The organism is Clostridium sp. LS, assembly GCF_002760435.1.
GTDB lineage: Bacteria > Bacillota > Clostridia > Clostridiales > Clostridiaceae > Clostridium.
This window is the reverse complement of sequence record NZ_AUUU01000009.1, coordinates 46484-59430: the sequence shown is the minus strand read 5'-3', so window position 1 is coordinate 59430 and position 12947 is coordinate 46484. Positions and strand designations below refer to the sequence as shown.

The 12947-nt window shown below is 32.4% G+C and carries 11 protein-coding genes; 1 reads left to right on the top strand and 10 read right to left on the bottom strand.

Translation table 11 applies throughout. The annotated features are described in order from the left end of the window. Positions 1–162 precede the first annotated feature (162 nt). The 3 genes from ascB to COL3_RS02330 form a co-directional block, all read right to left on the bottom strand. Positions 163–1587 carry a 6-phospho-beta-glucosidase gene (gene ascB / locus COL3_RS02340; RefSeq protein WP_008423337.1) on the bottom strand — a complete coding sequence of 475 codons (1425 nt, stop codon included), beginning with the start codon at positions 1585–1587 and terminating at the stop codon, positions 163–165. Continuing rightward, positions 1580–3007, bottom strand: coding sequence for a PTS cellobiose/arbutin/salicin transporter subunit IIBC (ascF, locus tag COL3_RS02335; RefSeq protein WP_008423335.1), 1428 nt, complete (start codon positions 3005–3007; stop codon positions 1580–1582). The genes ascB and ascF overlap by 8 nt, the downstream gene beginning before the upstream one ends. Positions 3008–3319: 312 nt before the next feature. After that, the gene (locus COL3_RS02330) at positions 3320–4063 is read right to left on the bottom strand and encodes a MurR/RpiR family transcriptional regulator (protein ID WP_008423332.1); all 744 of its coding nucleotides are present in this window, start codon (positions 4061–4063) and stop codon (positions 3320–3322) included. A 192-nt stretch (positions 4064–4255) separates the two neighbouring features. Here COL3_RS02330 and COL3_RS02325 point away from each other — a divergent pair, with 192 nt between their 5' ends. Continuing rightward, positions 4256–4666, top strand: coding sequence for an LAGLIDADG family homing endonuclease (locus tag COL3_RS02325; RefSeq protein ID WP_008423330.1), 411 nt, complete (start codon positions 4256–4258; stop codon positions 4664–4666). A 320-nt stretch (positions 4667–4986) separates the two neighbouring features. Here COL3_RS02325 and COL3_RS02320 read toward each other — a convergent pair whose 3' ends face one another. The 7 genes from COL3_RS02320 to COL3_RS02290 all read right to left on the bottom strand — a co-directional run bounded on the left by COL3_RS02320 (position 4987) and on the right by COL3_RS02290 (position 12913). Beyond that, entirely contained in the window at positions 4987–7029 is a 2043-nt protein-coding gene (locus tag COL3_RS02320; RefSeq protein ID WP_008423328.1) for a DUF262 domain-containing protein, read from the bottom strand. Between the two features lie 2 nt (positions 7030–7031). Then, positions 7032–8567, bottom strand: a complete 1536-nt coding sequence (locus COL3_RS02315) for a DUF262 domain-containing protein (RefSeq protein ID WP_008423327.1) — start codon at positions 8565–8567, stop codon at positions 7032–7034. A gap of 142 nt (positions 8568–8709) precedes the next feature. Continuing rightward, positions 8710–9750 carry a hypothetical protein gene (locus COL3_RS02310; RefSeq protein ID WP_008423325.1) on the bottom strand — a complete coding sequence of 347 codons (1041 nt, stop codon included), beginning with the start codon at positions 9748–9750 and terminating at the stop codon, positions 8710–8712. A gap of 18 nt (positions 9751–9768) precedes the next feature. Then, positions 9769–10005 carry a YkgJ family cysteine cluster protein gene (locus COL3_RS02305; RefSeq protein ID WP_242982090.1) on the bottom strand — a complete coding sequence of 79 codons (237 nt, stop codon included), beginning with the start codon at positions 10003–10005 and terminating at the stop codon, positions 9769–9771. Positions 10006–10010: 5 nt separating this feature from the next. Further along, on the bottom strand, positions 10011–11462 hold the full coding sequence (locus COL3_RS02300) for a hypothetical protein (protein ID WP_207655431.1): 1452 nt from the start codon (positions 11460–11462) through the stop codon (positions 10011–10013). Positions 11463–11601: 139 nt separating this feature from the next. Then, positions 11602–12552: a WYL domain-containing protein gene (locus tag COL3_RS02295; protein WP_008423319.1), complete on the bottom strand. Its 951-nt coding sequence runs from the start codon at positions 12550–12552 to the stop codon at positions 11602–11604. A 73-nt stretch (positions 12553–12625) separates the two neighbouring features. Further along, positions 12626–12913 carry a helix-turn-helix domain-containing protein gene (locus COL3_RS02290; protein WP_008423317.1) on the bottom strand — a complete coding sequence of 96 codons (288 nt, stop codon included), beginning with the start codon at positions 12911–12913 and terminating at the stop codon, positions 12626–12628. Positions 12914–12947 lie beyond the last annotated feature (34 nt).

Here is a 12947-nt window from a genome sequence, read left to right as displayed (position 1 = left end):
TTATCTAAAAAGGGAATCTAAAATAATATATTAATTTTCAGATTCCCCTTTGTAAAAATACTTACATAACGTATAACTTAATTATTTCATATACCCACCTAGCATTGGATAGCTACATTTTTCTAATTTCTTGACTACTCATACATAACAATCATTACTTTTTTATATTAAACATTCACCGTTTGTTTCTATTACTTTTTTATACCAATAAAAAGATTTTTTTCTTTTTCTCTCTAAAGTTCCAGTTCCATCATCTTGTTTATCTACATATACAAATCCATATCTTTTACTCATCTCTCCAGTGGATGCTGAAACTAAATCGATACATCCCCAAGATGTATATCCTAATAGTTCAACTCCATCTTCCATAGCTTCTTTCATTTCTATGATGTGCTGTCTAAGATAATCAATTCTATAATCATCATTTATTGAGCCATCCTCTTCTATTGTATCTTTAGCACCCAGTCCATTTTCTACTATAAATAAAGGTTTTTCGTATCTATCATATAAAGTATTCATAGTTATTCTAAGTCCTAACGGATCAATGGCCCATCCCCATTCACTAACTTCTAAATAAGGATTTTTTATGGATTTAACAACATTAGCTTCAGTTTGATTTTCCATATTCTTAGATGCACATCTAGAAGAATAATAACTAAAAGATATAAAATCTACTGTATTTTTTAATATATCCAAATCATTTTCTTCCATTGCAATACTAACTTCTTTTTCCGCAAATACCCTCTTTGAATATGATGGATACTTACCTCTAGCCTGTACGTCTATGAAAAATAAATTTTCTCTATCCTTTGCATGAGCCATCCATACATCTTTTGGATCACATGAATACGGATAAAAATCTCCTCCTGCAAGCATACATCCAACTTTATTTTCTGGATTTTGTTCATGAGCTATTTTAGTTATTAAGGCACTTGCCACTAACATATGATGCGCTGCCTGATACTTAACCTGATCTTTGTTTTCACCTTCCTTAAAATATATACCCGCTCCTGAAAAAGGACTATGTATCAATATATTTATTTCATTAAATGTCAGCCAGTATTTAACTAAACCATCAAATTCTTCAAAACAGCATCTTGCATACTTTTCAAAAAATCCTATCATTTCTCTGCTCTTCCATGATCCATATTTATTAACCAGTTCCATTGGAACATCAAAGTGACATAATGTTACTAATGGCTCTATATTATATTTTTTACATTCTAAAAATAAATCTTTATAAAATTTAATTCCTGCTGCATTAGGTTTGCTATCATCTCCATTAGGGAAGATTCTTGTCCATGCGATTGAAGTTCTAAAAACTTTGAATCCCATTTCAGCCATCAGAGCAATATCTTCTTTATAATGATGATAGAAATCAATTGCCTCATGACTTGGATAAAATTCATTATCTTTCAAAGTCAAATCTTCTTCTAACCCTAATTTTACTTTCATTCTGTTTATTCCATGTGGTATAACATCTACAGTGCTTAAACCTTTTCCATCTTCTCTATAAGCACCTTCAGCCTGATTTGCTGCAATAGCTCCCCCCCACAGAAATTCTTCTGGGAAACTGTATTTACTCATTATCTGCCCCCATTATTTCAATATTATCTTCTGCTGGAATATCTTCAAATCCAAATACTAGAGTTAATATGAAAGATAATACAACTGCCAGTATCATTATTCCAATTATCCAAATAATGCTCGATGGATTTTGTGGATCAAAAAACTGAACACTTGTGAACAAACCTGGTGCAGCCATAGATCTACTTGCGAGTCCTGCTATCCCTGCTACGGCGCCACATACACCACCTGAAATTAATGATGCTATCAAAGGCTTTTTAAATCTTAATGCTACTCCATACAGTGCTGGTTCTGTGATTCCCGCAATGATTGCAGAAGAAGCAGCTGCAATTGCAGTTTGTCTTAACTCTTTATTTTTAGTTTTGAAAGCAACAGCTAAAGCTGCTCCTCCTAATGAAAGGTTCGCACCTATTTCTGAAGGCATTACCATTCCTTCCATGCCTGTTTCTGCTATAGTTGTTAATATAGTTGGAGTAAATACTCTATGCATGCCAGTCATAACAAGTAGTGGCCATAAAGCTCCCATTATTGCTACAGATACCCATCCTAATTTGCTGTGAATAAAATAAACTAAACCTGATATTGCAGTACCAATCCATATACCTAAAGGTCCTATCAATCCAATTGCTATTGGCGCTGCAATCAATACTATAATGGCTGGTTTTAAGAAATTTTTAGTTACTTCTGGTGTTATCTTATCTACAAATCTTTCAATATATGATAATATCCAAGTCATACAAAGTGCTGGTATTACCGTATACGTATACTTAACGGATGCAATAGGAATAAACGCTAAAGTTACTTCCTTACCTTCTGATGCGCTTACCATTAGTTTCATAAAATCTGGATGCACCATAAGTCCTGCTATTGCAACAGCTAAATAAGTATTAGTTTTAAATTTCTTAGATGCTGATACTGCCACCATAATTGGAAGGAAATAAAATGCTGCATCTCCCATAGCATTCAGTAAGGTATATGTAGTACTGTCTGCTGGTAATACTTTTAACATAGATAAAATCATTACTACTAACTTTACCATTGAACCACCAATAATTGCTGGTATCAATGGTGACATTGTACTTACTAATGCATCCAATATATTAGTTCCAACTTTTTTAATAGTTAGCTTTTCTTTTTTTATCCCTTTTGCAATGTCACTTTGATCTCCAAAGTTTCCTAATTTTAAAACTTCCTTATAAACATAAGATACATTATTTCCAATAATAACTTGATGTTGTCCACCTTGGTTCACATATCCGATTACTCCATTAATTTTTTTTATTTCATCCACATTTACTTTTGAGTCATCCTTTAAAGAAACTCTTAAACGAGTCATACAATGAGTTACACTTTCAATATTCGATATTGTTCCTAAATTTTCAGTAATCGTTTTCGCAATTAATGCATAATCCTTTGCCATTTTATTACCTCACTTATATTTATTATTTTCGAATAGCTATTGAATGTATCTTAATGTTAATTGAAAAAGCGAATTCTGTCACTATGTAAACCATTATAAAAAACATGTCTGTTTTTTAATAATTTGTTATTGCCAAAAAACAAAATGTTTTTTGGCAATTAAAATCGAAATGTGTTCTTGACATTTCATATATTTAAAAAACTGTGATTAACAAACAAAAAGACTAATTAAAATAAGCTTTATCAACTTGAGTTAAAAACTTCAAATTAATAAAGCTCTATGTAAAATACTTTTATTTTTAATGGTAGCTATTCACTCATCTTGTATAGATTCTTCTCGACGATTTTGTAGTTTCCTTCCAATCCTTTCTATTATACTAATGATTGGAATTTGAGTGGTAATATCATATATTCCCACTTTAACATATGGCACGTAATATGGGATATTATAATCAGACATTTTCGCTATAGTGCAATTTTCAGTGTTAGTAATACTAACAATACAGCAATTATCTTTTTTAAATCTATTTATATGGCCTATAATATCTTTTGATTCTCCAGACACAGAACATACTATCACAACTGAATTTTCATAAAATTTACCTGTAGTCGGGTAATACGGATCATCAATGCATAAACTAAATTGTCCAACACTTGATAGATATCGTGCCCCATATCTTGCTACAATTCCTGACATACTACTTCCTATAAAAATTGTTCTCTTTGCTTTTAATATAGCTTTTACTATTTCCTCTATCTTTTCATCATATTCTTCAGTATTCGTTTTCTTAAAAAAATCAATTATCTCTGTATTATCTTCACTTACTTTTTTAATTTCTTTTTCTTCTATAAATAATTTAAATTTTAGTTTAAACTCTGAATAACCACTACAACCTACTTTCTTGCAGAAATTTAATATAGTTGTAGTTGATACATGAGATTCAACTGCTAATTCCCTTATTTTCATATATCTGACCTTATCTTTATTATCCATAATATAATTATAAACAGAAATTTCTAAATCATTAAGACTTTTGATTTGACTATAACTGAACATATAATACTTCCTTCCATTGTACTATTGCTTCTACATTATATCAATTGATAACGTTTTTTTCAATTAATGTATATATTAAGTCTGAGTCAAGTAAAAGTTAGGAATAATGATTAATTTACTCTTAGTTAAATTATAGTATTATTTAACTAAATTTTGTAGATACTATAATAAAACATTTTTGAGGTGAAGTTAATGACTGATTTAGAAAAAGCATATATTGCAGGAATAATTGATGGCGAAGGAAGTATTATGCTCCAAAGATTTCATTATAATGAATATCCATCTCCTTGCATTTCTATAGCTTCCACTACATATGAATTACTATATTGGATAAAGTCTGTTATTGGAAAAGGGGTTATTAAGCAAAAGAAAAATTATGATAATTTTAAGCATAAAGATTGTTACAGTTATATTCTGAAATATAATGATGCAATTAAATTACTTAAAGAAATCTATCCTTTTCTAATTATTAACTCAAAAAGAAAGAGAGCAGAACTTATATTAAACAAATATAAATCTCTAACTCCTAGGAACGGTAGATATTCAGATGAACTTCTAAAAGCTAAATCCGATTTTTATAATGAATTTATTTCAATAAAATAAAAAATCATTGATATTACTTTTATAGTAGCATCAATGATTTATATGGTGGAGGCGAACCGTATCGTATGAAATGTACAAAATCTATTGAGGATTATAGGCATAATTAAATTTGTGGGAGTTTAATGACTCCCACTATACTTTGAATATTTCCCTTTCCATATGGCTTAGATAGATGTCACAACCTATTTTGAGTGTATGAGTAATGTATTATATATATTTTTTACATTTCTCAGTTCCTGGGATAGCTCTATAAAGCTTTTTTAGTTTTTTTGTTTCTCGGAAATATATCCAAATAGTTAAGTATTTTTTCAATGAAACAATTAATTAGTATCAGATATGCCTTCTATATATTTTGCTACCTCACCAATTGGATAATCCGTTTTTGTTTCAAACATAACAGTACCCTTTTCATCTTTAATAATAAACTTCTTATTTTTGAAACGTATATATACTCCCTTGGCACATAAGTAACGATCTTCCCAAGTACCTAAATAACCCTCAAATGTTGATTCCAATCCTTTGTGCTTTAAAAATTGATGTAAGGCCTCCAAAAACACTTCATAATTATAACCATTAGAAGATTTATTAGGTATCATAATCAATTCACCATCAACTTCACGCAATCGTAAATGAGAAGTACTCATCCTCTTGAATGAATTAGAAAATTTGATAAAACAATATTTCCAATCATTTTCGAGAACACTTGCATTTTTTACAATACTTTTTAATTGCATTCTAATATCATCAGTTAGATTTATTGAATCAAGTAATTTCTTAACAATTTCACCGTGGTTAGAAAATAACTTTTTCATACTTGGTGTACTAGCACCTTCATTGGGATCATCAACGCACAATGTTTTGTATGCTCCTACTGGTAGAGTATAGTCCCCATACGTAAGCAATGCTTGTCGCAGCAAATGCCCGTGTTTAGGTTTTGATTCATCAAATAATACAGATATCTTATCCCAGTATTGGACAAAAGTTTTCATATCGTATTTCCCTTGGCTATTCTTCGCATAATACAACGCTGAGCGTATTTGGCCACTAAAATATGGATGTTGTTCTGCTTTATAAATTTCCTCCGCAAATTCATTGCTATCATTAATTATACGTGCCTTAAGTTGTTCTTCTGTTATTTGTTCTTGAGAGAAACCTGTAATTGCCCCATCTTTTGAAAAATAACTTAGTAAATCATCCCATTTCTCTGCAAGTTTATTTACCCCATTAATAGCATTTCTGTATAGAATTGAGCTATCAATCGTGGAATTCAGTGTTAAATTTTTGATAATTCTCACCCATTGTGCTAATGAACCGTTATCAATACCTTTTGCCATATACAAATATGTAGTCAAAGCATGGAATAGAACCCTGTCTTGATAAGTACGTTTTTCTGCCAAAGCATTGAAAACAAGGCGTTGTATTGATTTACACTTATGATTATTACTAAGGAAATTAAGCGTATAAAACGCAGTTTTATATATTTCCTCATCAATCTTTTCATAATCAAGCGTGTTAGACCAGTTGGTGTCAGTTGAGCAAATTTCCTTATTCATAAGAAGTACTCCAAAAAACATCAAGAAAGTCTGGTCAAAGTTTTCTTTGCAATTTGACCAAAATAAATCAGTCCATTTACTATCAAAAGATTGCTCAAATTTATCAGTGAAATTAAGTTGAAGCTTCTGAAGTCTGCCAATTAATCGTGCTTTGAAGTTTTCAAACGATGTAAGAGGCTTTCCTCGTGCATTGAGTTTAATGTATAAACTATCCTCCATGCCTAAATCTTTCATTTCTAAAAAATTAAAAACAACTGGTTTATATTCATAATTAGTAAGCCTTTGATCAAGGTTTTCTACATCACAAAAAACATTCTTTATGTCATCAAGCATTATAAGTATAGATTGTATTGTTGGATCATACTTCCATACTGAAACAAACCACTCTGATTCTTCGATTTCTTTGGAAGGCGGTAGATCAGACGTAAAAACAACTAAGCGGTTTTCGGTCAGTTTTTCTAAAAAATCTCGTGAACTCTTGCGAGTTTCATAAGTTAACTTGTGCAGAAGTTTTGTTTTATTTTCATCTTTGCAAAAAGCATAAAGATGCAAAAGAAAAAGTGTTGTCAATCGCTGCTGTCCATCTAAAGGTATAAATTTATCATCTTCTGCCTTGCCATATACAAAATTCAGATCAAGAGGTGGTGTTTCGCCCATAATTGCTGATTTCATATCTTTTAAAAGATTAAAGCGAACCAAATTAGCATGGTCATCTGTTCTTCCTTGTGCATAATCACGTTGTACAACTGGTACTTCCACTTTATATTCTTCAAGTAATTCGAACAATGTGTCAATAGTTTTTTTACTCATTTTCAAAACCTCCCCTTAAAAAAGGATTCAAGTGTATCATTCATTGCATCAATATAGTCCTTCTTGTCTTCAGTCTCCCAAATATCCATATTACTTAGATTTTTTGAATACACCTTTAGAAAAATGTTTTTTGTACATAAAGGCACAAAAAGTCCTTTTGACTCACGCTCGATTATAACTTTTCGTTTTTCTATGAAAGGTGCATTTTGATAACTACGATTTGTTTGTGCATCAAGTAATGTTAAGTTTCCTATATTGTCATCTGCTTCAGCTGTTTCATCTGCTGTAGCATGAATATGCTCAATGTCCCACTTTATTTTGTCAGCTGTTTCCCCTTTATATATGTCAAAAGGAAAGCGGTACTGCTTTTCGCTTTTACAAACCAATGTTGCAATGTTGAATAGAAGAAGTAGCTTGCGAATTTTCCGACGGTCATTTGAGTTATCATAAGAAATATCAGTCAGATTATACTTGCCCGTTACCTCTTTCGTCTTTTCAAGAAGACCTTTCATAACAGCACTTTTGCGCTTCCCCCGTGTAAGTTCAAATATCTCAGAAATTTTTACACCTGATGATATAAGGTAGCCTATTATATGGTACTTATTCAAATCAGAATACCAATCACGAAATTCAGAGTACAACTTTTCTACTTCTCCCCATAACACCTTCACAAATTCCTCTTTGTTAGAATCAGAATTTAACATTTCCAAAAAAACTAAAAAAGAAAAGTAATTTTGATCAGTAGATATAGGTTTAGATAACTTAGCATTTTTTTCCTTTGCCAATAACTCAAATAACATATCAATTCTTGTACCACTTTGTTCTTTTTCATTAAGGAAATACCAGAACGAATCGTCTCGCAATCCCTGCTCTATTCTATCCCATGCAACTGAAATTTCGGTTTGTCTCTTGTTTATATCCATGCTAAAGTTGTCCTTATTCAGTAACAAAGCTTTTATTAGTTCCGCATTCGTAAGCGGTATTTTCCCTAAGTTTACCTTTGTAAACAAAGTTATAGGATCGCTTTCAGAAGGTATCTCATACCAAATAAAAAATACATTCTTTCTTATTTTTGTATTTAACTCTTGAATAGCAACAGACTTGTCTGGCTGATTATCAAACCAATTATCTATTTTTTCATAAGCAGATGCTATATGATAAAAATCAATATTTCCATCTTTGTCCAAATGACTATCATCAGATAAAGATTTTAAGAAATTTGCACTATCGCTCCTTGTAGCGTATTCCAACTCAAATGGGGGAACTGCTGAACGAATTTCCTGAGAAGCAATTTTCATAAATATATACATAGTCGTAAGGCGTTGTTGCCCATCAACTACTTCAAATGCACCATCATCACGACACTTAACAATCAGTGGCTGAATACAGTAACATTTTCCTCCTTCAGTAGAAAATTCATTGATGTCATCAAGCAGTGCAGTTACCTCATGTTCTGTCCAGCGGTATCCACGCTGATATGATGGGACGAAAAAACGATGATCTTTAAGCTCCCCGATTGTTTTAGTTACAATTGCCATACACAATCCCCCTCGTAAAAGTAATTTATTATATCTATGTTATATTGCTTATTTTTATCTGAACACCGTTTGATAAAATATGAGCTTGCTAACCAAGTTATCGTTAGTTACGAGTTATATAATATTAGTTTTAAGAAAGTTTTTAGAACTCTCCTGCCAACCCTCTTTTGCTAAGAAATATTTCTGAATCTGATATTGATTTATTAACTACCTCAGTATTTACTCTATTTGGCTCAGTTTCATTTCCAGATACTAAAACAAGCTGAACTTTACCCATATTGAAAAGCAAATTTACAAGCAAAGCAGTGTTTTCCGTAATAAGCCTTTCTTCATCTGAGAAAGTATTCCAATCTGTTTTTCTCTTTACCTCAACAATATAGGTAAGTTTATTCAGATGACTTATATAAACTCTGTTAACTGTTGAAATTGCCTTGTCGAATTTTATTGCTGTACTGCTCAACTCTTTCATGTATGAGCATATTTTATCTATTTCTCTTTCTGCTTTTTTCATTTGTGACCATGCTTCATCTGCTTTATCAGAAAGTGAAGATCCGGTTATGTTAAAAATAACTCCTCCAACCAGAAGACCAACTCCTAATGTAGCGGCACCAAGTATTGTTGTTCCAAGTGCTATTCCTCCACCGCCTGCAGCAATTGCACCTCCACCTATTGCTGCTAGAGCTGCATTCGTTGCTGCTGCACCACTAAGAGATGCAATTGCTGTACCTGTTGAAGCTGTACCAAGAGCCATAACTGCAGCTGTTGTTGCTCCTGCTGCTGCAAAACCTCCCGCTGTACCAACTGCTGCTCCTCCAATACCTCCGAGCAGTATCCCTGCACCAACCGAAACTTTTTTAAGTTCTTCTGCATTGTATTCAGGAATATTCACCCCGTCTTTATTGTATGTTTTAAACTGTGGTTTACCTTGAATTTTCTCAAAAACCTTAGCAAATTTTTCAAAACTATTAAGTATCTCAAGTTCCTTCTTACCTAAATTATCCATATCAGTACTTGTGATTTTACTTTGTTGTTCAAAATGAGCTATGTTTTTTTTGTGTCGAGAATCTGCAGATTTCATGGTATCATTTGCTTCTTTCATCTTTGCAGCACCTTGGACACCGCTTGCAACACCTGCAACACCCGCAATTGCAGCACCTATTCCCAAAATTAATGGTAATGGCATAATATCATCTCCCTATAGTTAATTTTTTAATTTGATACAAAATTCATAATTAAGTTTATAGTACTTTTCAAGAGTCATAGTATTTTTAAAAAAAGCATCGTAACTCTCATCTACCCGGCACAAAAGTGGCCGATTTTCATAAATGCTACACAGATTCCCATCTAAATGCTTACAAACACCGTTTCCACTGTGAAGTTCTGCATAAATGGGTGACTTATCCAAATTTCTGCAACATTCTCCACATTTATCACACATAAACATTATTCAAATACCAATACAGCATTTTTGTTGCTCATAAAGCTGTCAAAATCACCTTCCCACGGAATTTTAACACCAATTGCATCTAGTGCACTTTTAAGCATTATATTAAGTTCTGTTTCACTTTTCGCATTTTCAATTTTGAGAGCAAGAGAGTAGTACATTGCCGTTTCTTCACTAAATTTTTTAATATCAATTTTCATAAGCTCTGCTGCATATTTTTCAAAATAGGCAGCTTGCTGATAAAAATAATTCACTTCTGTACTTACAGTGTGTAGATTATTGAGTACACGAACTAATTTATTCATAACCTCACTCCTATCAAAGAAGTAAAGCATTGTGCAACTCATAATACCAGTGACAAGAGTTCCACAAAATGTCTGAACTATATCTCCTATAACAGGAATTACTCCGATAGCAGTCTTTCCAACAGCTTCACTGACAATACTACCAACAACAACACTTGCACCTGTAGCAAGAATTTTTACTACAGCACGCATTCTTTCACCAAAAGGTAGATTATCTGGGTTAATAAACAGTATCTTTGCTGCCTGAACAATAGAAGCATAAGTTTGTCGTATTATCTTTATAGCATTTTTTGATGTTGTGAAAAAGATATTACAAAGCGTTGTTGTAAGACTTGAAAGTGCTCCTGCAACTGCACCTTCTTGAAACCTAGCGAGCACTTCTTTATATTTTTCTTTAGCGTTTGCAAAACCTCGTTTAATGCCATTACCGATTGCAGAAAGCAACTCTCCAAAATCAAATTGGTCTTTTACATTCATAAACTCATCTTTAACAGCAAACCACACTTCCATGAATACAAAGCCAAGTGCCTGCCGAAGACCCATCTTTACACTTACATTACCCGCTGCAAATGCTACATCTTTGGCAAACTTTGGACTTGTGTAATATGCTTTTGCCAATTTAGCTTCATACATCGACTTTGATTTATTATAATGTTTCATCATCTTTGCTTTAACTTCTGGGGAAAGTTCTGGATGCTTTTCAATGTAATCCGGAATTTCCATGTCTTGCATTGAAGCATTTAAACTTTTATTTGTAAATTGTAAATTTTCACGTGAGTTAGCTAAATCCTTACCATCAAGTCCTGAAAGTACACGTCCTCTATCTTCATGAACACTCTTTGCGGATATGACATGATCTAATTCTGCATTTATCTTTGGATTAGCGCCTTTACTTTTCCCTAAAAAATGCAAGTCTTCACCAGTATAAGCATCCTCAACACGCTTATTAAATTTGTGGTAGTTATCCCTCGCTTCTTTTTTTATTGTTTGATAATTAGTGCCTTTATGATAGTCAGCGCTATTATACTCCCCCCTGCTTTCATAAGCTTTTTGATTCACTTGATTCTTGTAAGTCATTTGCTCGTCTTTGCCAATTTGACGGACATTGTGTATAGTGTCCACATCTCCACCATGGCGATCTTTCACGAGAAAATCTAGTCCGAAAGAAGTTATTATACTTTCAATAATAACGCTTTCATACTGCTTAAAAATACTAGTCATAATATTATCATCTGGTTCCGGATAAAAATCCGAACCAGTAGCAAGAACGTAACAGTTATTCATTTTAATACTCCTTTGCTTCAAAATCATTAGTTAATATTTTTACTTTGTCACCTTGGCTTCTGAGCCACATATCGATGCCATCGCCGTATACCTCAACCTTTATAGTGTATTTCCCATGCCTCTCAGATAACACCTCTGCTGTAGGAAACTTGTCTAACACGGATTCAACAGATAGACCACTGTACTCAAAAGTCACTCTCCGTAGTTCACCCGAATACATAAATTGAACCCTTTTCCTAAATCCACCATCATTAAACTTATCTTTATATGGAATATTAAAATACTGCTTTGTACCATTTAAATCTGTTATTCTGTCAATTCGGAATACTGTAGGAAAGTCCTTACTTCCATCTGCCATGTAAGCTATAAGATAAAAATAATATTCAGAAAACATTATTGCTACCGGTTTAACTAAACGCTCATTCACACCACCATCTTGTCTTGTATATGTAAACCTTGTTAACTCACTATTTGTTATAAGCTGTGACAGTTCCCATAGTATAGAAAACAAATGCTTCCCATGTTGCAACGGCACATAATGATGTTGCTCATTTCTTATCATATCTTCAATTTTTTTACGGTCATTAGGTACTACTTGAGTTAATAACTTACTGATAAGACTATTTAATTCTTCTTTACAGAAAGCTCGACTCTCCAAAAGAATCTTACATAAAGCTATTACTTCATCATTAGTCAACCACTCCCGTTCAAAACGAACAAGATAGTAGCCCTTTTTTACTTTATCATATTTTATTGCAACCTCACTCTCTGCAAAGTGAACTTCAGCAATATATGCACGAAGATCGTCAATATCTCTTTGAATAGTTTTTGGAGTAACTCCAAAATATTCAGCCAGTTGTGCCTTTTCTATAATTTCCCCTTTGTTAAGACGTTCATATATACTCAGCAATCTAAAACCCTTATTTCCATTATAATCTATACCTAAATTCAATCTGTCACCTCCTAGGCATCTTAATATGATTATATATATGAAGATGGACACATAATGGGGTTTTAAAAAATTCTTATTTTAATTTCAATTCACAATTTAATTCATCAGTATATATCTCTAATATATTAAGAAGTTTGTCCGTATCAGGATTTTTAATAAAGATCAATAGCAAGCTTAAAAAAGTATTCCAAGATAACTTAGCTTTCTTATTTTCCACTTGCATTATAGTATGTCTTGAAACACCAATTAAATTGGCTAATTGTACTTGTGTTAATTCTAACTTTGTCCGAAGCATTGCTAAATTATCTGCCATATTTGTTTTAACTTTTTCTCTCACTAACTCTGTATTATTGTTTTCCAAAATAACGTCACCTCTTTTATGGAAACTCTACCAT